This window comes from Alphaproteobacteria bacterium, from assembly GCA_015231795.1.
Classification (GTDB): domain Bacteria; phylum Pseudomonadota; class Alphaproteobacteria; order Rhodospirillales; family WMHbin7; genus WMHbin7.
The window spans coordinates 46,203-66,319 of sequence record JADGAX010000006.1 but is presented as its reverse complement, the minus strand read 5'-3'; the positions used below and the strand labels follow the sequence as shown (position 1 = coordinate 66,319).

At 58.7% G+C, this 20,117-nt stretch carries 18 protein-coding genes, 1 tRNA gene and 1 pseudogene; 14 read left to right on the top strand and 6 right to left on the bottom strand.

The genetic code is table 11. The features are described from left to right. The first annotated feature begins 149 nt into the window (after nucleotides 1-149). Both alaS and HQL44_13005 read left to right on the top strand, forming a co-directional pair. Nucleotides 150-2,810, top strand: a complete 2,661-nt coding sequence (alaS, locus tag HQL44_13010) for an alanine--tRNA ligase (GenBank protein ID MBF0269499.1) — start codon at nucleotides 150-152, stop codon at nucleotides 2,808-2,810. Between the two features lie 2 nt (nucleotides 2,811-2,812). Beyond that, entirely contained in the window at nucleotides 2,813-4,192 is a 1,380-nt protein-coding gene (locus HQL44_13005) for an anion permease (GenBank protein ID MBF0269498.1), read from the top strand. 22 nt (nucleotides 4,193-4,214) lie between these two features. Here HQL44_13005 and HQL44_13000 read toward each other — a convergent pair. Next, a tRNA-Leu gene (locus HQL44_13000) sits at nucleotides 4,215-4,300 on the bottom strand. A gap of 146 nt (nucleotides 4,301-4,446) precedes the next feature. Between HQL44_13000 and HQL44_12995 the strand changes: the two genes are divergently transcribed. Together HQL44_12995 and HQL44_12990 are read left to right on the top strand one after the other, a co-directional pair. Then, entirely contained in the window at nucleotides 4,447-5,037 is a 591-nt protein-coding gene (locus HQL44_12995) for a DedA family protein (protein MBF0269497.1), read from the top strand. 11 nt (nucleotides 5,038-5,048) lie between these two features. Further along, nucleotides 5,049-5,534, top strand: a complete 486-nt coding sequence (locus HQL44_12990; protein ID MBF0269496.1) for a disulfide bond formation protein B — start codon at nucleotides 5,049-5,051, stop codon at nucleotides 5,532-5,534. Here HQL44_12990 and HQL44_12985 read toward each other — a convergent pair. Next, the gene (locus HQL44_12985) at nucleotides 5,531-6,085 is read right to left on the bottom strand and encodes an HNH endonuclease (GenBank protein ID MBF0269495.1); all 555 of its coding nucleotides are present in this window, start codon (nucleotides 6,083-6,085) and stop codon (nucleotides 5,531-5,533) included. The two genes, HQL44_12990 and HQL44_12985, sit on opposite strands and share 4 nt — an antisense overlap. An 86-nt stretch (nucleotides 6,086-6,171) precedes the next feature. Between HQL44_12985 and gluQRS the strand changes: the two genes are divergently transcribed. From gluQRS to HQL44_12940, 9 genes and pseudogenes are all read left to right on the top strand, one after another. Further along, nucleotides 6,172-7,014 (top strand): tRNA glutamyl-Q(34) synthetase GluQRS, encoded by an 843-nt coding sequence (gene gluQRS / locus HQL44_12980; protein ID MBF0269494.1) that lies wholly within the window; start codon nucleotides 6,172-6,174, stop codon nucleotides 7,012-7,014. 206 nt (nucleotides 7,015-7,220) lie between these two features. Further along, nucleotides 7,221-7,460, top strand: a complete 240-nt coding sequence (locus tag HQL44_12975) for a hypothetical protein (protein MBF0269493.1) — start codon at nucleotides 7,221-7,223, stop codon at nucleotides 7,458-7,460. 177 nt (nucleotides 7,461-7,637) lie between these two features. Next, complete coding sequence (locus HQL44_12970) at nucleotides 7,638-9,056, top strand: pentapeptide repeat-containing protein (GenBank protein MBF0269492.1); 1,419 nt, start codon at nucleotides 7,638-7,640, stop codon at nucleotides 9,054-9,056. Nucleotides 9,057-9,371: 315 nt separating this feature from the next. Further along, on the top strand, nucleotides 9,372-11,612 hold the full coding sequence (locus HQL44_12965) for a GAF domain-containing protein (protein MBF0269491.1): 2,241 nt from the start codon (nucleotides 9,372-9,374) through the stop codon (nucleotides 11,610-11,612). A 23-nt stretch (nucleotides 11,613-11,635) separates the two neighbouring features. Further along, entirely contained in the window at nucleotides 11,636-12,163 is a 528-nt protein-coding gene (locus tag HQL44_12960) for a biliverdin-producing heme oxygenase (protein ID MBF0269490.1), read from the top strand. Between the two features lie 34 nt (nucleotides 12,164-12,197). Next, nucleotides 12,198-12,488 (top strand): annotated as a pseudogene (locus HQL44_12955) (integrase). A 60-nt stretch (nucleotides 12,489-12,548) separates the two neighbouring features. After that, nucleotides 12,549-12,842 carry a hypothetical protein gene (locus HQL44_12950; GenBank protein MBF0269489.1) on the top strand — a complete coding sequence of 98 codons (294 nt, stop codon included), beginning with the start codon at nucleotides 12,549-12,551 and terminating at the stop codon, nucleotides 12,840-12,842. Nucleotides 12,843-12,994: 152 nt separating this feature from the next. Then, on the top strand, nucleotides 12,995-13,351 hold the full coding sequence (locus tag HQL44_12945; GenBank protein MBF0269488.1) for a DUF805 domain-containing protein: 357 nt from the start codon (nucleotides 12,995-12,997) through the stop codon (nucleotides 13,349-13,351). Nucleotides 13,352-13,390: 39 nt separating this feature from the next. Beyond that, on the top strand, nucleotides 13,391-14,260 hold the full coding sequence (locus HQL44_12940; protein ID MBF0269487.1) for a M48 family metallopeptidase: 870 nt from the start codon (nucleotides 13,391-13,393) through the stop codon (nucleotides 14,258-14,260). A 248-nt stretch (nucleotides 14,261-14,508) separates the two neighbouring features. On the opposite strand, the gene cobA is transcribed toward HQL44_12940, so the two are convergent. From cobA to HQL44_12920, 4 genes are all read right to left on the bottom strand, one after another. Continuing rightward, nucleotides 14,509-15,264, bottom strand: coding sequence for a uroporphyrinogen-III C-methyltransferase (cobA, locus tag HQL44_12935; protein ID MBF0269486.1), 756 nt, complete (start codon nucleotides 15,262-15,264; stop codon nucleotides 14,509-14,511). 110 nt (nucleotides 15,265-15,374) lie between these two features. Then, complete coding sequence (uvrB, locus tag HQL44_12930) at nucleotides 15,375-17,429, bottom strand: excinuclease ABC subunit UvrB (GenBank protein MBF0269485.1); 2,055 nt, start codon at nucleotides 17,427-17,429, stop codon at nucleotides 15,375-15,377. 59 nt (nucleotides 17,430-17,488) lie between these two features. Then, nucleotides 17,489-18,064 (bottom strand): TlpA family protein disulfide reductase, encoded by a 576-nt coding sequence (locus HQL44_12925; GenBank protein ID MBF0269484.1) that lies wholly within the window; start codon nucleotides 18,062-18,064, stop codon nucleotides 17,489-17,491. Between the two features lie 37 nt (nucleotides 18,065-18,101). Continuing rightward, on the bottom strand, nucleotides 18,102-18,677 hold the full coding sequence (locus HQL44_12920; GenBank protein MBF0269483.1) for a TlpA family protein disulfide reductase: 576 nt from the start codon (nucleotides 18,675-18,677) through the stop codon (nucleotides 18,102-18,104). Nucleotides 18,678-18,701: 24 nt separating this feature from the next. Between HQL44_12920 and argH the strand changes: the two genes are divergently transcribed. After that, complete coding sequence (gene argH, locus HQL44_12915) at nucleotides 18,702-20,087, top strand: argininosuccinate lyase (protein ID MBF0269482.1); 1,386 nt, start codon at nucleotides 18,702-18,704, stop codon at nucleotides 20,085-20,087. Nucleotides 20,088-20,117 lie beyond the last annotated feature (30 nt).

Sequence of the window (20,117 nt, the reverse complement as noted above, 5' to 3'; positions counted from 1 at the left end):
AGGAATGTAGCGGGGCTGGGTGACCAGCCCCGTTGCGCTGTCGGGGCAACCCCTTTGGTCGACATCGTGACGATGCCCTGGACCAAACCCTGCCAATTCGCTAGAAAGGCAGGCTTTTCAAGCGGCAACCAACCGGCCAGGATCAACCCATGCCAGCAACCAGCAACGATATCCGCGCGGCCTTTTTGGGCTTTTTCAAGAAACACGGTCACGAGATCGTGGATTCAAGTCCGCTGGTGCCCCGGAACGATCCCACCTTGATGTTCACCAATGCCGGGATGGTGCAATTCAAGAACGTCTTCACCGGCCAGGAAAAGCGCCCTTATGTGCGGGCCACCACCTCGCAGAAATGCGTGCGCGCCGGCGGCAAGCACAACGACTTGGACAATGTCGGCTATACGGCCCGCCACCACACTTTCTTCGAGATGCTGGGCAACTTCTCGTTCGGCGACTATTTCAAGTCCGACGCCATCGAATTCGCCTGGAATCTGGTGACCAAGGATTTCGGCCTGGATAAGAGCCGTCTGTGCATGACGGTCTATCACACCGACGACGAGGCCTGGAACCTGTGGAAAAAAGTGTCCGGCTTCGCCGACGAGCGCATCATCCGCATTCCGACCAGCGACAATTTCTGGGCCATGGGCGACACCGGCCCCTGCGGTCCCTGCACTGAAATCTTTTACGATCACGGTGATCATATTCCCGGCGGCCCCCCGGGCTCGCCTGACCAGGATGGCGACCGTTTCATCGAGATTTGGAATCTCGTCTTCATGCAATTCGAACAGTTGCCGGGCGGCGAGCGGATCAATCTGCCCAAGCCCTCGGTCGATACCGGCATGGGGTTGGAGCGTCTGGCCGCCGTCATGCAAGGCGTGCACGACAATTACGACACCGACGCGCTGCGCCATCTGATCATGGCCTCGGCCGAGGCTTCGGGCGCCGAACCCGATGGCCCGCACAAGGTCTCGCATCGGGTGATCGCCGACCATCTGCGCGCCATGTGTTTCCTCATCGCCGACGGCGTGCTGCCCTCGAACGAGGGGCGCGGCTATGTCTTGCGCCGCATCATGCGCCGCGCCATGCGCCATGCCCATCTGATGGGCTGCGTCGATCCCTTGATGTGGCGTCTGGTTCCGGCCCTGATCAAGGATATGGGAACCGCCTTCCCGGAATTGATCCGCGCAAGCGCACTGATCACCGAAACCTTGAAGCTGGAAGAATCGCGCTTCAAGGCGACGCTGGATCGCGGCTTGAAGTTGCTCGACGAGGAAACGGCCAAGCTGGCCAAAGGCGCGGCGCTGGAGGGCGAGGTGGCCTTCAAGCTGTACGACACTTATGGTTTCCCCTTGGACCTCACGCAGGACGCTTTGAAGGCCAAGGGCATCGGCGTCGACACCGACGGCTTCAACGCCGCCATGGCGCGCCAAAAGGCGGAAGCCCGCAAGGCCTGGGCCGGATCGGGCGAGGCGGCCACCGAAACCGTCTGGTTTGAAACCCGCGAGAAGGTGGGGGCCTCGGAATTCCTGGGCTACGACACGGAAAGCGCAGAGGGCGTGATCGCCGCGCTGATCAAGGATGGCAAGCCGGTCGAATCATTGAAGCTGGGCGACGAGGGCTGGCTGATCGCCAATCAAACGCCCTTCTATGGCGAATCTGGCGGCCAGATGGGCGATGCCGGCCTGATCGCCGTGCCCGGCAGGGCGCGCCTCAGCGTTTCGGACGCGCATAAGAAATTGGGCGATCTCATCATCCACAAGGTGAAGGTGGAAGAGGGCGAGGCCAAGATCGGCGATGCGGTGGAATTGAAGGTCGATGGCGAAAGCAGGGCGGCGCTACGCGCTCATCACTCGGCCACTCATCTTCTTCACGCCGCCCTTCAGAAATATCTGGGCGAACATGTTTCGCAAAAAGGGTCGCAGGTTGGCCCTGACCGCCTGCGATTCGACATCAGCCATCCCAAGGCGCTGTCGGCCGAGGAAATCCGCTTGGTCGAGGCTGAGGTCAACCGCGAAGTGCGCGGCAACAACAAGGTGACCACCACCCTGATGACGCCGGACGATGCCATCAAGGCGGGCGCCATGGCCCTGTTCGGCGAGAAGTACGGCGAAGAAGTGCGCGTCGTGTCGATGGGGTCGAAGATCAACGATGCCGTCAAACCCTTCTCGGTCGAACTGTGCGGCGGCACGCATGCCAAGCGCACCGGCGATATCGGCTTCTTCAAGATCGTTTCCGAAAGCGCTGTCGCCGCTGGCGTGCGCCGCATCGAAGCGGTGGTGGGAGCGGCGGCGCTGGCCCATGTGTCTGAGCAGGAAGAACAGTTGGCCAAGGCCGCCAATGTACTAAAGATCGCGCCCAGCGAATTGGCCGATCGCGTGGCCGCCCTGCTGGATGACCGCAAGAAGATGGAACGCGAGCTTTCGGATGCCCGCAAAAAGGCCGCCATGGGTGGTGGCGCTGCGGCTCCGTCGGCCCAACAGGTGAACGGCGTCGCCTTCGATGGGCGCGTGGTGGAAGACGTGCCCGCCAAAGATTTGAAGGGCATGGCCGACGAGATGAAGGCAGCCCTTGGTTCGGGCATCGTGGCCCTGATCAGCGTTGCCGAAGGCAAGGCGTCGCTGGTCATCGCGGTCAGCGCCGATTTGACGGCCAAGATTTCTGCGGTCGATCTGGTGCGCGCCGGTTCCGAAGCCTTGGGCGGCAAGGGCGGCGGCGGGCGCCCCGACATGGCGCAGGCGGGCGGACCCGAAGGCGCCAAGGCCAATGACGCGCTGGAGGCCATCCGCGCTGCCATCGCCGCCAAGGCGGGATAATCTTGCTACGCCTCAGCCGCGCTCAACTGATTGCGGTTGTCTTGGCCGCCCTTGGTCTGTGGATCGCGCTTGTTCCCCCACAGGCCTTCTCGCCTTCCGAGGCGGTCGTTGCCGGATTGGCCTTGGCCGCCATCGGCTTGTGGGCCACCGGCGCCATGCCCGAGGCCCTGACGGCGCTGCTGTTCTTTCTGTTCTGCATGTTGTTCAAGGCCGCCCCCGCCAAGGTGGTCTTCTCGGGCTTTACCTCGCAGGCTTTCTGGCTGCTGTTTGCGGGCGTGGTTTTCGGTTCCGCCATCAAGGCCACCGGGCTTGGCGACCGCGCCGCCCATGCCATTGGGCGCGCCATGGGCCGTTCGTTCGCCCAGGCGCTTTTCGGCGTCATTCTGCTGGGCGTAGGACTGGCTTTTCTGATGCCATCGTCGCTGGGCCGCGTGGTTCTGCTGGTGCCCCTATTGACCGCGCTGGCCAGCCATCTGGGCTATGAAACCGGCGGCAAGGGCTGGAACGGGCTGGTGCTGGGCGGAATCATGTCGACCTTCCTGTTCGCATTCTCGATCCTGCCCTCCAACATTCCCAATATGGTGCTGGCCGGTTCAGCCGAGGCGATGCTGGGCATCGTGCTGGGCTACAGCGATTATTTTGTCTCCACATTCCCTGTCCTGGGATTGGCGAAACTGGCGATCCTTTATGCCGTGCTCTGGGGCCTTTATCGCGGGCAGGAACCGACGAAGCTGGAAGAACCGCCGCCGGGACCGATGTCGGCACCCGAGCGTCGGCTGGCCTTGCTGCTGGCCCTGGCCATCGGCTTGTGGATGACGGATACGCTGCACCACATTTCCTCGGCCTGGGTCGGTTTGGCCGTCGCCATCTTATGCCTGACGCCCAAGACCGGCATTTTGCCGCCCAAAAGTCTGGCCGCCACGAATTTCGAACCTTTGTTCTATGTGGCGGGGGTGATCGGGCTGGGGGCGGTGATCGATCATGCGGGTGTGGGGCGGCTGGTCGGCAATGTTCTGATCGACGTTCTGCCGTTGGAAGCGGGCGGCGGCTTCCTGAATTTCATGAGCCTGGCCGCTCTGGCCAGCGGGGTGGGCATGGCGACCACCTTGCCGGGTGTGCCCGCCGTTCTGACGCCCTTTGCCCCGACGCTGGCCGAGGCCACCGGACTGCCCATCGCCGCCGTTCTGATGACCCAGGTGGCAGGCTACTCGACCCTGATTCTGCCCTATCAGGCGCCGCCGGTGATGACCGGCCTTCAACTCGCCCAGGCCCGCTATTGGGATTTCGCCAGATTGTGCCTGATCATGGCCGCCCTTACGGCTGTGCTGCTTTGGCCGCTTGATTATCTGTGGCTGAACCTGATTGGAAAAATGGGCGGCTAGCAAAATAACCGCTTGAAAAGCTTGGTGCCCCAGGCCGGACTCGAACCAGCACGTAGTTGCCTACAACAGATTTTGAGTCTGCCGCGTCTACCATTCCGCCACTGGGGCACCGGGCGCTTGGACGCAGGCGGCGATCATAGCCACAGATCATCCCAGGTCAACGGCTTATCTGGTGTTTTCCGCTTCTTTCTTAATTGCTGACCAAGGGCTAGCCTGTTAAACCCAAGGCCCACCCCGCCAAAGGACAAGCCCCGATGCGCCGTCTGTACAATAAAACCATGGAATTGGCCCAGCATCGGCATGCCGCCTGGTGGCTGGCCATGGTCTCCTTCATTGAAAGCTCGTTCTTTCCCATTCCGCCCGACGTCATGCTGGTGCCCATGGTGCTGGCCGACCGCAAGAAGGCCTGGCGTTACGCCGGCATATGCACCCTGGCCTCGGTGATCGGCGGCTGTTTCGGCTATGCGATCGGCTATTTTCTGTATGAGACGGTGGGTGAATGGATCGTCTCGGCCTATCGCCTGCAGCATGAATTCGAGGTCGCCAAGCAGGCCTTCAACGACAACGCCATCAAGATCATGATGATCAAGGGCATGATCCCCATCATCCCCTACAAGCTGATCACCATCACGGCGGGTGTCGCCAAGATGGATATTTTTCTGTTCACCATCACTTCGATCATCGTGCGGGCCATGCGTTTCTATCTGGTGGCCGCCTTGTTGTGGAAATATGGCGCTCCGGTGCGCGACTTCATCGAAAAGCGCCTGGGGCTGGTGACCACCGTTTTCGCCGTCTGCCTGATCGGCGGCTTCGTGCTGGTCAAGGTGCTGCTGAATCACGGATGAGGCCAGCTCTCATGATCAAGCGCCTGGATGCCGCCGCCGCCCTGGTTTTCCTGATCCCCGTCACGGCGCTGGCGGGCGCTTTGTTCAGCGAGCATGTGCTGGGCTTCCCGCCCTGCATTTTGTGCCTGTGGCAGCGCGTTCCCTATGTGCTGGCCCTGGCTTTGGGGGCCTATGCGCTGGGGCCTTGGCATGGCGAGGAAAATCGGCGCTTGGCCTTGTACGGCGCCAGCGCGCTTTTCGCCGTCGGGGCTGGCATCGCCCTGTTTCACGCGGGCGTCGAGGCGCATTGGTGGCGCTGGGAATCGGAATGCACCGGCAACGCCAGTCCAGCGCAAACCGTCGAGGAATTGCGTCGTCAATTGATGGCGGCCCCGGTGGTGCGTTGCGACGAGCCACCCTTCTATCTGCTGGGCCTGTCGATGGCGGGCTGGAACGCGGTTTTCTCGCCCTTGTTCGCGGCGATTGCCCTGTGGGGCGCTAAGAAACGAGTCCCCTAAACACTTTCCAATTCGCTATCCCAGTAAAGATAATCGCGCCAACTTTGATGCAGGTGGTTGGGCGGAAAGCCACGCCCGTTTTCGCGCAACTGAATCGAGCTGGGCGGGGCGGGCGGCGTTCTGGGATGCATGCCCGCCTCTTGCGGCAGGCGGCAGCCCTTGACCAGATTGCAGGCTTGGCAGGCGGTGACCACATTGGCCCAGTTGGTGCGCCCGCCCTTCGAGCGGGGAATCACATGGTCGAAGGTCAGGTCATGCGAGGCGAAGGGCTGGTTGCAATATTGGCAGGTGAAGCGGTCGCGCAGGAACACATTGAAGCGCGTGAAGGCCGGGCGTCTGGCCACCGGGACGAAATCCTTGAGCGCGATGACGCTGGGCAGGCTAAGCGACCGGCGGGGCGAGTGAATGACCTGATCATACTCGCTCAGCACATGCACGCGATCCGTCACCACCGCTTTGACGGCGTCCTGCCACGCCCACAAGGACAAGGGAAAATAAGAGAGCGGCCTGAAATCGGCGTTCAGGACAAGAGCTTGGCAGCCATCGAACATCCGTCCTCCAGCTATCGCTTAGGTTCGCTAAATATAGTAGGTTCAGGTTAAGATGACACTAAGGAAGTTGTGACGCCTGCGTGACCATTTCATCCGCCCTCGTTACCCGTTTCGCGCCCAGCCCGACCGGATGGCTGCATCTGGGCCATGCCTATTCTGCTCTGTTCGCCGAGCGCGAGGCCAAAAGAACGGGCGGGCGCTTCATCTTGCGCATCGAGGATATCGATCCCGTGCGCTGCAAGCCCGACTTCGAAACCGCCATCTACGAAGATTTGTCCTGGCTGGGCCTGTCTTGGGAAATGCCGGTGCGCCGCCAGTCGGCTGAGATGAATGATTACAAGTCGGCGCTGGACAGGCTGGAATCCATGGGGCTGCTGTATCCTTGTTTTTGCACCAGGAAGGATATCGCTGCGTCGGGCCAGGCGCCGCACGGCCCGGATGGCCCCATCTATCCCGGCCTATGCAAGCGGATGGATGCGGGCCAGCGGGCGGAGCGGATCGGCCAGGGCCAGCCCTTTGCCCTGCGCCTGGATATGGAACGCGCCCAAGCGATGGCGGGCGCGCTGACTTGGCGCGATCTCGATCAAGGCGAACAGCTTGCCAGGCCGGAAATTTTCGGCGATGTGGTGCTGGCCCGCAAGGACACGCCCACCAGCTATCATCTGGCGGTGACGCTGGACGATCATCTGCAAGGCGTGACCTTGGTGACCAGAGGGCAGGATCTGTTCGAGGCCACGCATATCCACCGCCTGCTGCAAGCCCTGCTGGGGCTGACTGTCCCCCAGTGGCGTCATCATCCGTTGCTGATGGGACCCTTGGGGCAGCGTTTGGCCAAGCGCGATGGGGCGCAAAGTTTGCGTGCGCTGCGAGAGGGTGGGCTATCGGTTGATGCCGTGCGTTCCCTGGCTTTGGCGCAGGAAAAAGGCTAACCCCCGCATCTTCAAGGGTTGAAACCCAGGGCGATGCCAACCATATGGCAGAAGAGATGACGCATTCAGTTTTTGCAATGCAATATTAGTTTTGTCTCTTCATTAAATCAAATTTTAACTAATTGCGATTATTTGCTTTGCTTTACTTTTTATTTGATTTCGTTTAGTCTCTTTTGCAACAACCAGCCGTGGGAAGGAGAAACGCCATGCCGCACCTTGCCCGCCGATCACCGGCGCTCTCGCCTCTGTCCATGTCGTTGCAGAACTGTGCCTGGGGACCCCATTCGCTAAGTGGCGAGGGCCGCCGCTTCTCGGGCAATGACGAACCTAGCATGGCCGAGGTGCTGGGCGATCCCATGATGGCCCGCATGCTGGCCAGCGACGGCATCGCCCAGGAAGATCTGGCCACCTTGGTCGCCCGCGTGCGCGATCAATTGCGCGCGTAAACCAACAAACAGGTTGATTGATTTGGGCCGTCCGCTTGGGCGGCCTTTTTCGTTGGGGGGCAAGAAAACCTCTCCCCTTCGGGAGAGGGTGGACGCGCAAGCGTCCGGGTGAGGGGGGGCTGCCCCTCGAGTTCACAAGGGAATTTCCAATCCATCCTGCGCGTGTTAGTTTTGCGCATGGCCGATGAACCTTACAAAGACCCCGAACACGCCATCCCCTACCTCAAGCTGATCCGGCTTGGCGTTCCGACCTGGAACAAGTGGATCAAGGGGGAATTGACGGAGGAAGAGGCGGCTGACTTGGCGGAAAAATTGGCGCCAACGCCGGTGCCGACGCCGCCAACTCGAGGAGAAAACGAGGTCGATACAACTAACCCTGTCAATTTTTCAGGGGTCCAATTTATTCAGCCCGGCCCGCCAAATTTCAGCGGGGCCTGTATGGGAAATCGCGCCAATTTTGAAGGGACACACTTTTTCTCTGGTGCAAATTTTAGGAAGGCAAATTTTGGAATCGGCGCGAATTTCAATAGAGCAGAATTTGGGTTGAAAGCTGATTTTTCCGATGCGGTTTTTGGAATGTTCGCTGAGTTTATCAGCGCAAGATTTGGCAATGAGGCAACGTTTGAAAGCGTGAAGTTCAATTCTGATGTCTCATTCCAAGGGGCGGGGTTCTACTATGCGGCCCAGTTCAAAAATGCAAATTTTATAACCAGAGTTGATTTCAACGGTGCGGTATTCCTTCACTCCGATTTCAGTGCATGCAAATTTAAGCGGTTCGCCATTTTCACAAATGCAATTTTCCATGAGCCGCCGGAATTCGACGGCTGGGAAGGTGCTGAAAAAGCTGATTGGATAGGAGCTAGTTTCAAGATATTTGGGCCGCGGCCAAAATATATGTGGTTTGAAATGAATAAACTCGCAGATGGTTGGGCTGGGAATGTTGTGAATTATCCCACCCGTCTTCGCCGCTTAAGAAAAATAATGGAAGAAGCCAATGCCCACGATGTTGCGCATGATCTTTTTGTCCTTGAGCGCAAATCCGAACGAGGAGTCAAAATTGAGGCATGGAGAGGTGCAAATCTTAGATTTCTTTTTGGAAAGAGGGGGCTTATCCGTCGGGCAGAAACTCAATGGGACTCGAAGCTTCTGTTGTTGAAGCTGAGGTTGCTGCTTTCTCTGCGTTCCCCCTGGGGGCCAATCCTTCTGTTGGAGGCTTATGATCGTTTATCAGATTGCGGGCGAAGTGCCAAAAGGCCGCTTGGCAAGTTCGCATGTCTCAATCTTACGTTCTTTCTCCCGCTATATTTATTGCTAGCCGACAGCACAAAATTGTTTGAAATATTTCTCGCACCAAGCGGTGTTCGTCCGATGCCATGGGGATACTTGAAAGACATTTTCAGCTTCACGCTGGGTCATGCGTTGCCATTCGCCACCAGCCTCAGCCCGGTTCAGGCAAAGGTGATGGAACGATTGTTTGGCAAAGAACTTGAGATGCCGTTATGCATCGAACTTCTATCCATCATCCAATCCCTCATCGGCGCATTGCTGCTGTTCTTGTTCCTGCAAGCCATCCGCAATCATTTTCGGCTTCGCTAAGCCATCGCCACAAATCGTCGTGCGCGGACATGCATTGGCTTATACCGAACTTGGGCTCGGTTAGGTCGCAAACAATGATTCGTGAAAAGTTCTTGCATCACCAGTTTTATCGCTCAACAACGCAAGCCAATGTTAACAGACCTAAAGTCCTTGCAGGCTGCGCTCTTGCGATCCGGTGCATAGAGAGTGCCGAAGCTCGCATAGGCGCGACCTGCAAGATACCTCCCTTGTCGCCAGTTACGCCAGCGGATGTTATACTGCTTTTGGAATAAATCATCGATAGGCCCGTTCGCTATCTCAGGCAGGAGGTTTGGATTGAAACATCAAACTTGCTTATCGACAGTGCAGTCAGACGAATGCGAGCGCGAACCCATTCACTTTCCGGCCTGTATTCAACCCCAAGGGGTTTTGCTTTGCGTTGACCCGCAAACAAGATTAATTTTGGCTGCAAGCACCAACCATGAGATGATTCCACACCTCAGTGGGTCGTTACTGGGCCGACGCATCGATGATGTCTGGCCGGAACTCGTGCCGAACTGTGGCACTCCAGCCTTCTTGGTAGAAGGCGCTTACATGGCTCACACCCACCATCTTGCTCGAACACTCCTGATCGAAATAGAACCGCTGACCGAAGTCGATCACTCCGATCCTCAGCACATGATCGACCTGGATGAGACGCTGAGCGCACTAAATGCTTCGGACACACTGGAGTTGCTTTCAGACACGGCAGCCAGAGCGATCCGACAATTATCAGGCATGGAAAGGGTCCTGATCTACCGCTTCACTGAGGAGGGGCATGGAGAGGTGGTTGCCGAGTCAAAGGTGAACGACTGGCTTGAGAGCTTTATCGGGTTCAGCTTTCCATCTGCTGACATTCCGGCACAGGCCCGGGCACTTTACCTCACGAGTCGCTGCCGTTTTGTACCGTACCGAGATTATGAGCCAGTTCCTATAGCTCCAGCACTGGATCCCAGAGACGGACGGCCTTTTGACTTGGGGCCATGCCAATTGAGAAGTTTGTCTCCAGTACACAGGTTATATCAGGAAAATCTGGGTGTTGACGGTGCCATGTCGGTGTCAGTCATCAATGAGGGAAGGCTCTGGGGTTTAGTGGTTGGCCACCACCGTCGCCCTCATCGCGTATCTATTCCTGCTCGCACGGGGATTCTTTCGATCACTACGGGGTTATCCATGCGTCTTTCAGCGACGGAGACTGCTGACGAGCGCGATGCACGTGCCAAACATGTAGTGCTACATGCCAGACTGCTCGAACAGATTGCTGGAGCGGATGATTTTGTTTCGCCCTTGATCTCCGGCGACATCAAGCTTACCGACTTGTTTTTCGCATCCTCAGGGGCGGCTGTCGTTTACCGCGATGAACGGGATGCAGATGAGCATGTGGAGGTTCGAACCATTGGTCGTGCTCCAGACCAAGATTCAGTGGTTGCCCTTGCTCATGCCTGCCGTCAACATCTTAGTGACGGCGTCTTTGCAACCGACCATACGGCCTCCATTCTGCCTCCTTTTTCTGTCCATACTGAGTATGCATCTGGCGTTCTCGCCATGACGGTCGGTGAGGAAGGACGTCACATGATCCTGTGGTTTCGGCCGGAGACGGTGCGCACCACTATCTGGGGCGGCGCGACACCCGACCAAGTGGCGCGGCATAAGGAAGCTGGTAATTATCTTCCGCGACGGTCTTTTGCTCGCTGGGTAGAGGAGCGGCGGGGCCATTCACGGCCGTGGGCTCCTTGGAAGATTGAGATTGCTCACTCACTGCGGAATGCACTTAACGACGTAATCCTTCGACAGATGCGGACCATTCGCAGCTTGAACGTGCGCCTAGAGGAAAGCGACCAAGCAAAATCACGTTTCCTGGCCCATATGAGCCACGAACTGCGCACGCCGCTGAACGCCGTGTTGGGGTTCACAGAGATGCTTGAAATGGGCATCTACGGACATATGGGGGCGAAACAGCTGGAATGTCTCGGGCTGATCCACGAAGCGAGTTCCCACCTACTCACAATGATTAATGACGTGCTCGACCTGTCCAAAGTGGTGGCTGGAAAACTTGAGCTGTCGGTTCGAAAAGAAGATTTATCCGAGTTGGCGAAGCGCGTTGTTATACTGATGGTCGGTATCGCCCGAGAAAAAGGGGTGACCATTAAAACATCCTACGAACCAGACTTGCCGTTTGCGTTAGTTGATGAGCGTCTTATCAAGCAGATGCTGATGAACCTTTTGTCGAATGCGATCAAGTTTACTCCCCGAGGAGGCTCAGTAACGATTATCACTCGGAGCGGTCATGACGGTTGCTTAATTATGTCGGTGGCAGATACTGGGATTGGGATTCCCAAGAATAAGCATAAACATGTCCTAGAACCTTTTCGTCAGGCGGACAACGATATAACGCACAGCCACTCCGGAACTGGCTTGGGGTTGCCCATTGTCAAGTCGCTGATTGAACTGCACGGCGGGCAGCTGGAACTGGAAAGCGAGGAGGGCCGCGGAACAACGGTCAGCCTGCATTTCCCCGCCGAGGCCGCGGCGTCTTGAGCACGGGGCAAGCTTGGAGGCTGTTGCGCGCATCAACCGCCTCCGCTCACGCGGAGCTTGAAGCAGCTCCGATCAACCGTCGTTTGTTTGCAGATGACTTTTCTACGCTAGAGCTCGGAGAGTTACTGCAGCGGTTCGTCACGGTCTATCGCACACTTGAAGCCGCGCTGATGTATACCGAACAAGCCCAAGCGCTAAATTATACGCCACGAATGCCCAAGCTTTTATCTGGGCTGGCGGTGCTTGGATGTGAGCTGCCATCACATGATCTTCCTGCGCCTAAATTGGCTGATGCACCAAGCAGAATCGGAGCATTTTACGTCATTGAAGGCTCGTCCATGGGCGGGCAACTGATCTATCGCCACCTCATTTCCAGATACCCTTCCGAAGTCCTGGGGTTTTTCCTCCCACACGGAAATAACACAGCAGAGAGATGGCAAAGCTTTCTAGAATATCTAGAAGGGTCTCTTGCACGGCGTGAAATGTTAGATAAAGCAAAAGCTGGGGCGAACGATACGTTCCAAATGTTTCATCGGGCGCTGACACTTTAGCCGTATTGAGGTTTGCAGCCCCGGTCGTGGCGGGCCCTACCAGGCCAACCGCTGCCTCGAGGTCGTCTCCAAGATGTTCAGCCTCGCGGAACTGTGGGAGCTCCGCCCGGACGGATCGAACCCCAGGAAGCACATCAAGAAATACCCGGAGGAGAAGCGGGAGCGGTTCCTGAGCGCGGCCGAGCTGCGTCGGGTCGGCGAGGTACTGAAGGATGTGGAAATCGAAGGGATTGAACTGCCTTCGGCGATCCTGGCTGTGCGACTGCTGATCCTTACCGGCTGCCGCCTGAACGAGATCATGACCTTGAAGTGGGAGTTCGTGGACTTGATCCGCGCATCCACAAAGAATGGATGCCCGTGTCAAGCACGGGCATGACGATAGAAGATGGGCTTTTGGGATCGTCAGAAGCTCATTGGAAAGTTGGGTGATGAAACAGCCAACCTGGATATTGTCGCCAAGCACATCAAAGACGGAATGCGGGATAATTTTGGGTTCAGCGGCGGCGGCATGACCGATGCCCAGATCATGCAGGCAGGGTACGGGTACAATCGCGGATACGACAATAAAGCGATTGACCGGACATCCCCTGCGCCAAATAGATTTGGGCCGTCCGCTTGGGCGGCCTTTTTCGTTGGGGCGGAACTCGGCGGTGGTGTCGCCCTTTTGTCTATGATGTGAACGGCCATCCACAGACCATCCACATTTCATCGACCCCGCGCTTGTAGGCTTTGTTGTGCTGTACCAAAAGTCCAATAAAATGGCCTTTTTGGTAGCCGCCTCGGATGGGGGAGCGCTTTATTCCGGGCCGATTGTGTGGCGAATTTTTTTCTATGGGGGAAGTAATGGGGCAAGTTCTTTTCAGTCTGCAGGGCCGCATTTCGCGAAAGACCTATTGGATGTTCGCGTTGGGCTGCGTTGTGGTCTTTATGTTGGCGTTGGGCGTCGATTTCGCCATGATGGACGAAGAGGGGGAGGGCGTTCCTATCGGCTCGCTGCTGGCGTCTCTTGCCGTGATCTGGCCCAGCATCGCGATCCAGGTGAAGCGCTGGCATGACCGCGACAAGCCGGGTTGGTGGATGTTCATCGTCTTCGTGCCGCTGGTAGGCCCCATCTGGGCCTTTGTCGAAAACGGCTTTTTGCCGGGCACCCCAGGGGACAATCGCTTCGGACCTTCGCCAGCGCCCTGACCACCACTCTTCCACCTCTAGACCGGATTGAGTGAAGGCATGCGCAGAATAGTCGTTGCGTTCCTGCTGGTGTTGCTTGCGGCCTGCGAAACCGTTCCCATCACCGGGCGTCAGCAGATCAGCTTCCATGGCGATGCCGAGATGCATGCGCTCGGCGCTCGTGAATACAAGCGGATTATCGAGGAAAGCGACGTCATCACCGGCACAAAGGATGCCAAACTGGTCAGCGAGGTTGGCGGCAAGATAAGGAACGCCGTCGCAAGTTACTTTTCTCAGAATGGGCAAGCTGATCGCCTGAAGGGATATCGATGGGAATTCCGCCTAATCGATGACGATGAGGCAAATGCCTTCTGCCTGCCGGGCGGAAAAGTTGCGGTCAACACTGGAATTCTGGACATCACGAAGACCGAGGCGGGACTTGCCGTGGTCATGGGGCACGAAGTGGCCCACGCGATTGCCAATCACGGCAACGAGCGAATGAGTCAGGCGCTCTTGGTCGATCTTGCGGGCACAGCCCTGATGGCGGCGGTCGCCGATGAGGATTCGACGACGCAATTCGCCTTGCAGGCCGCCTTCGGTCTTGGCTCCGAGTTGGGCTTGCTGCTTCCCTTCAGCCGATTGCATGAAAGCGAAGCGGATCGGCTTGGCCTGATCTTCATGGCCATGGCCGGCTATGACCCGCATGAAGCGCCGAAATTCTGGCGACGCATGGCCGCCGCTAAGGAAGAGGAGGGCGGCGAGGGTTTCGAATTCTTGAGCACCCACCCTTCGGATGAGACGCGAGTCAAAGACCTTGAAAGCGCCATCGCTGAGGCCATGACGTTCTATCGCTCTTCTGGCGCAAGTCAGACGGTACAATCGAGTAGCCCCCAGAATCTGAGGAAAATGCGCCCCAGGAATCAAGATTAAGCGTTGGCTTTTGCGGCTGAATGAAGATCTCTCCGTCTGAAACGGAAGACAGAGACGAAAAATGTGACCTCACCCTGAGGAAGCCGCGAAGCGGCTGTCTCGAAGGGCGAGGTGCTGCATTTTCCTTGTTTTGCCCCATCCTTCGAGACGCTTCGCTCCTCAGGATGAGGCAAAAATAGCAACGCGTCATTTAAACCGGACAGCCGTGAGTCAAGCCCGGCAATGACGAAAATATAAGAGGGGGCTTCCTATCGCTTCCCCAGCCCCGCCGCCAGTTCTTCGCCGACATCGACCACTTTGCCGATCACCATCAGGCTGGGCGGGTGGAAATGGTGCTGGGCGATGGTTTGGGGCAGCTCGGCCAACGTTGTGCGCATCACCCGCTGCTGGGGCGTGGTGCCGTTCTCGATCAGCATGGCGGGAGTTTGGGGCGCCAGTCCGGCCCCCAGCAGGCCTTCGGTGATCTTGCCCGCATTGGCGATGCCCATATAGACCACCAGCGTGCAGGCGGGGTCGGCAAGGCTTTTCCAATCCAGGTCCAGCCCGTCATTCTCGCGCAGATGGCCGGTGACGAAGCGTACCGAGGTGGCAAGTCCGCGATGGGTCAGCGGCACGCCGGTGCTGGCCGCGCAGCCCACGGCGGCGGAAACGCCGGGCACGATCTCGAAGCCGATGTCATGGGCGGCCAGATACATGGCTTCTTCGCCGCCGCGCCCAAAGACGAAAGGATCGCCACCCTTCAGGCGCACCACGTCGCGCCCGTCCATGGCCAGTTTCAGCAGCAATTCGTTGATCTGCGGCTGCGGCAAGATGTGATGATCGCTTTCCTTGCCCACCGAAATCACTTCTGCGTCCTTGGGGATCAGGTCCATCACGCCCTGGCCCACCAGCCGGTCATGCACCACCAGCCGGGCCTGGGTGATGAGGCGGGCCGCCTTGATGGTCAGATAGTCCGCATCGCCGGGACCGGCGCCAACCAGATGGACGAAACCCGACTTGGGCATGGGAAGAGACTCCATATTAGATAATTCTTATATATAAGACCAAAGGCAGAAAGGCAAGCTATCAGCATTCAGCCATCAGCCCTCAGCAAAAAAAAGCTGAAAGCTGACAACTACCTGCGCCGCTTCTTGGGTTTTGGTTGCTTCTCGCCCATGCCGCGGGGCAGGCCCGCCTTGCCCAAGGCAACCCCGTCGCCAAGCTGAATGGCTTCGACGCGGCGCAATTCGTCGCGCAAGCGGGCCGCTTCCTCGAATTCCAGATCGGCGGCGGCGGCGCGCATCTTCTTTTCCAACTCGGCCCGGTAGGAATCGATGTCGCGCCCGACCAGATGCTGCACCTCACCAGCCCCGGTGCTGACGGTGACGTAATCGGCTTCGGCCACCGAGTCTAGAATGTCGCCGATGCTTTTCTTGATGCTTTCCGGCGTGATGCCATGCGCCTGATTATAGGCCATCTGCTTGTCGCGCCGCCGGTTGGTTTCGCCGATGGCGTAGGTCAGGGAATCCGTCATCTTGTCGGCGTACAGCAGCACGCGGCCGTCCACATTGCGCGCGGCGCGTCCGATGGTTTGCACCAAGGATGTTTTCGAGCGCAGGAAGCCTTCCTTGTCGGCATCCAGTATAGCCACCAGTGCGCATTCCGGAATGTCCAACCCTTCGCGCAGCAGGTTGATGCCGACCAGGACGTCGAAGGCGCCGATGCGCAGATCGCGGATGATCTCGATGCGCTCGATGGTGTCGATGTCGGAATGCAGATAGCGCACCCGCACGCCATGTTCGTGCAGATATTCGGTCAAGTCCTCGGCCATGCGTTTGGTCAGCGTGGTCACCAGCACGCGGCTGCCCCGCCTTGCCATCTCGCGGCATTCCTTCATCAGGTCATCGACCTGATTTTCCACCGGGCGAACATCGCAAACCGGATCGACCAGCCCGGTGGGTCGGATCACCTGTTCGGCGTAAACGCCTTGGGTGCGCTGCAATTCCCAAGAAGACGGCGTGGCCGAAACGAACAGCGATTGCGGGCGCATGGCGTCCCATTCCTCGAACTTCAAGGGCCGGTTGTCGATGCATGACGGCAGGCGAAAGCCATAGTCGGCCAGCGTCGATTTGCGGGCAAAGTCGCCCTTATACATGCCGCCCACCTGCGGCACGGTGACATGGCTTTCATCGACGATCAAAAGCGCGTCCTCGGGCAGATATTCGAACAGGGTCGGCGGCGCTTCGCCGGGCTTGCGGCCAGTTAGATAGCGCGAATAATTCTCGATCGACTTGCAGTGGCCGGTGGTTTCCATCATCTCGAGATCGAAGCCGGTGCGCTCGGCCAGGCGTTGGGCCTCCAGCAATCGGCCCTGGGTGTTGTAATCGGCCAGGCGCAAGCGCAGTTCTTCCTTGATGCCCTTGATGGCCTGGGTGATGGTCGGGCGCGGCGTTACGTAATGGCTGTTGGGATAGACCACGATGCGGTCCAGACGCACCGTGGTTTCGCCGGTCAACGGGTCGAATTCATGAATGCCGTCGATCTCGTCGCCGAACAGCGAAACATGCCAAGCGCGGTCTTCGTAATGCGTCGGGAAGATGTCGATGGAATCGCCGCGCACACGAAAGGCCCCGCGCTCGAAGGCCATGTCGTTGCGCCTAAATTGCAACTCGACCAGCTTTTTCAAAAGGTCGTCGCGCTCGATGGTCTGGCCGATCTCAAGCGCGATGGTCATGCGGGCATAGGATTCGACCGAGCCGATACCGTAGATGCAGGAAACCGAGGCCACGATCACCACGTCGCGCCGCTCCAAGAGCGAACGGGTGGCTGCATGGCGCATGCGGTCGATCTGCTCGTTGATCGCCGAATCCTTTTCGATATAGGTGTCGGTGCGTGGGATATAGGCTTCGGGCTGGTAATAGTCGTAGTAGGAGACGAAATACTCGACCGCATTGTCGGGAAAAAAGCCCTTCATCTCGCCGTAAAGCTGGGCGGCCAGCGTCTTGTTGGGAGCCAGGATCAAGGTGGGGCGGTTCACGTTGGCGATCACATTGGCCATGGTGAAGGTCTTGCCCGAGCCGGTGACGCCCAGCAGCACCTGATCGCGTTCGCCCTTCATAAGCCCATCGGTCAGGTCGGCAATCGCTTTGGGCTGGTCGCCAGCTGGCTGATAGTCGCTGACCACCCGCAGCGGCTTGCCATCCGGCGGCCTGGGCGGGCGGGTATAAAGGGGCAGAATGACAGGGCTATTCACAACTTCTCACCAGCCATCAGCCGCTTGATCTGGCCGGTCGCCAAGTCGCCGTCCCATTTGGCCGGTCCCAGGCGTCTGGCCACTTCGCGCCCCTCTGGATCGATCAGCACGGTCAAGGGAATGCCGGGGCTTTGGAAGGTGCGGTAGAGATCGCTTTTGGGGTCGGCATAGGCTTTGACATGCGTCCAACCCTTGGATTGGGCAAAAGGTTCGGCGGCGGCGCGCCCCATGGCGTCGATGGAAATGGCGACGAATTTCGGGGCGTCAGCACCCAGCCCGTCCAGCATGCGCTTGAAGGCGGGCATTTCCGCGACGCAGGGCGAACACCAAGTGGCCCAGAAATTTACGATCACCCAACTTCCCTTGAAATCGTCCAGCGTCACATCCTTGCCGTCGGGGCCTTCGAAGGCGACGGGCGAGGGAAGTTGGGGCGGAACGGTGGCGGCCAGTCCTTCGCCCTGGGTGGGGACCGGCTTGCCCGAGACGCTGGTGGAAGGCTGGCTTGGTTCAGGGCCGCCCTGGGACAAAAGCATGGCCATGGCAATGCCAGCCAGAAACATGGCGACAGCCACAAATAGTTGATATCTCTTCGAAAACATGGAAATCCGTCTATTTGCCAGAGGGAACGAGGGGGGTGGAGGGGCCGTTGACGATCAGGCTGAGGGTTTCCTGGCTGTTCCAGGCCTGCGGCCCCAGAAGGATCGCCGTAGCCATGCCGGATGGATCGATCAGCACGCTGGTTGGCAGCATACTGATGCCAAGCGCCGTCGCCAATTCCCGATTGGGGTCGGAATAGCCTTTCAAATGGCTCCATTTCTGGCGGGTCAGCAGGGACTTGGTACCCACAGCACCATGGGAATCGATGGCGATCGGCACGACCTCGAAATATTTGCCGCTGCTCTCGGCCATGGCGTTCAACTCGGGCATGGTTTTCAGGCAAGGCACGCAGGCTTGCGACCAGAAAAAGGCCAGGACCCGCTTGCCCTTGAAGCGGGAGAAACTGACCGGCGCTCCTGACGGGTCGAGAAAAGCGGTTTTAGGCATCGCTTTAGGGGGATCGAGTGCAAGCAGGCTTTCGAGCGCAGCCGGAATAGTGTAGGTGTTGGGGCCGAAGGCGCGAGGCAGGGGCATGGCGGCCCAGGCATCGCTTGTTCCCAGAACCAGCAGCGCAACAAGACCGATCATGAACCGCATTTTGGAACTCTCCTTATGACCAGCAAGGCCAGCACCATCTGGGGCGGACGCTTCGAAGGCGGACCCTCGGCCGTGATGGAGAAAATCAACGTCTCCATCGGTTTCGACCAACGACTTTACGCCCAGGACATCGCCCAGTCCAAGGCCCATTGCGCCATGCTGGCTCAGCAGGGGATCATTGCCGCCAGCGATGCCCAGGCCATTTTGGGTGGGCTGGACGCCATCTTATTGGAGATCGAGAGCGGACGCTTCGAATTCAAGAACGCCTATGAAGACATCCATATGAATGTCGAAACCCGTTTGAGCGAGTTGATCGGCGACGCCGCCGGACGCCTGCATACCGCCAGATCGCGAAACGACCAAGTGGCGACCGATTTCAAACTGTGGGTGCGTGACGCCATCGACCGCCTGCTGGGCCAGATCGAGGCCTTCCGCTCGGTGCTGCTGACCCGCGCCCAGGAACATGCCGAGACGGTGATGCCGGGCTTTACCCATCTGCAAACCGCCCAGCCGGTGACTTTCGGCCATCACCTGATGGCCTATGTCGAGATGCTGGCGCGCGATGCCGGTCGCTTTCAAGACGCCAGGAAGCGCTTGAACGAGTGTCCGCTGGGTTCGGCGGCGCTGGCCGGAACCTCATTTCCGGTGGATCGGCATTTCGTGGCCCAAAGGCTGGGCTTCGACCGTCCCACCGCCAATTCGCTGGATGCGGTGTCGGATCGCGATTTCGCCATCGAATTCCTGGCCGCCGGCGCCATTCTGGCCGTGCATATGTCGCGCTTGGCCGAAGAACTGGTGCTGTGGACGACGCCGCAATTCGGCTTCGTGCGCCTGTCCGACGCTTTCTCGACCGGCAGTTCCATCATGCCGCAAAAGCGTAACCCCGATGCCGCCGAGCTTTCCAGGGCCAAGGCTGGCCGGGTGATCGGCGATCTGAACGCGCTCTTGATCGTCATGAAGGGCCTGCCGCTGGCCTATTCCAAGGACATGCAAGACGACAAGGAACCGGTCTTCGAGGCCGCCGACACGTTGGAACTGGTGCTGGCCGCCATGGCGGGCATGATGTCGGATCTGACCGTGAACAAGGAGCGCATGAAGGCGGCGGCGGGAAGCGGATTTTCGACCGCCACCGATCTGGCCGATTGGCTGGTGCAAAAGCTGAACATGCCTTTCCGCCAGGCCCATCATGTCACGGGACGCATCGTGAAGCTGGCCGAGGAGAAGGGCTGCGGGCTTGAAGAATTGTCGCTTTCCGATCTGCAGGCCATTGAGCCAGGGATCACCTTTGACGTGTTCGGCGTGCTGACGGTGGAAAAATCGGTCAATAGTCGGACCAGCTTCGGCGGCACCGCGCCCGCCAATGTGAGGCATGCGGTTGAATCCGCCAGGGGGGCGAAATGAGAATTCTGCGATTGATCCTGGCGCTGGCTG

Excerpts from the sequence above, each read along its gene's own strand:
- alaS (MBF0269499.1), top strand. The coding sequence starts at position 150 with ATGCCAGCAACCAGCAACGATATCCGCGCGGCCTTTTTGGGCTTTTTC.
- HQL44_12995 (MBF0269497.1), top strand. The coding sequence starts at position 4,447 with ATGCGCCGTCTGTACAATAAAACCATGGAATTGGCCCAGCATCGGCAT.
- HQL44_12990 (MBF0269496.1), top strand. The coding sequence starts at position 5,049 with ATGATCAAGCGCCTGGATGCCGCCGCCGCCCTGGTTTTCCTGATCCCC.
- HQL44_12985 (MBF0269495.1), bottom strand. The coding sequence starts at position 6,085 with ATGTTCGATGGCTGCCAAGCTCTTGTCCTGAACGCCGATTTCAGGCCG.
- HQL44_12975 (MBF0269493.1), top strand. The coding sequence starts at position 7,221 with ATGCCGCACCTTGCCCGCCGATCACCGGCGCTCTCGCCTCTGTCCATG.
- HQL44_12970 (MBF0269492.1), top strand. The coding sequence starts at position 7,638 with ATGGCCGATGAACCTTACAAAGACCCCGAACACGCCATCCCCTACCTC.
- HQL44_12950 (MBF0269489.1), top strand. The coding sequence starts at position 12,549 with ATGGGCTTTTGGGATCGTCAGAAGCTCATTGGAAAGTTGGGTGATGAA.
- HQL44_12945 (MBF0269488.1), top strand. The coding sequence starts at position 12,995 with ATGGGGGAAGTAATGGGGCAAGTTCTTTTCAGTCTGCAGGGCCGCATT.
- HQL44_12940 (MBF0269487.1), top strand. The coding sequence starts at position 13,391 with ATGCGCAGAATAGTCGTTGCGTTCCTGCTGGTGTTGCTTGCGGCCTGC.
- cobA (MBF0269486.1), bottom strand. The coding sequence starts at position 15,264 with ATGCCCAAGTCGGGTTTCGTCCATCTGGTTGGCGCCGGTCCCGGCGAT.
- HQL44_12920 (MBF0269483.1), bottom strand. The coding sequence starts at position 18,677 with ATGATCGGTCTTGTTGCGCTGCTGGTTCTGGGAACAAGCGATGCCTGG.
- argH (MBF0269482.1), top strand. The coding sequence starts at position 18,702 with ATGACCAGCAAGGCCAGCACCATCTGGGGCGGACGCTTCGAAGGCGGA.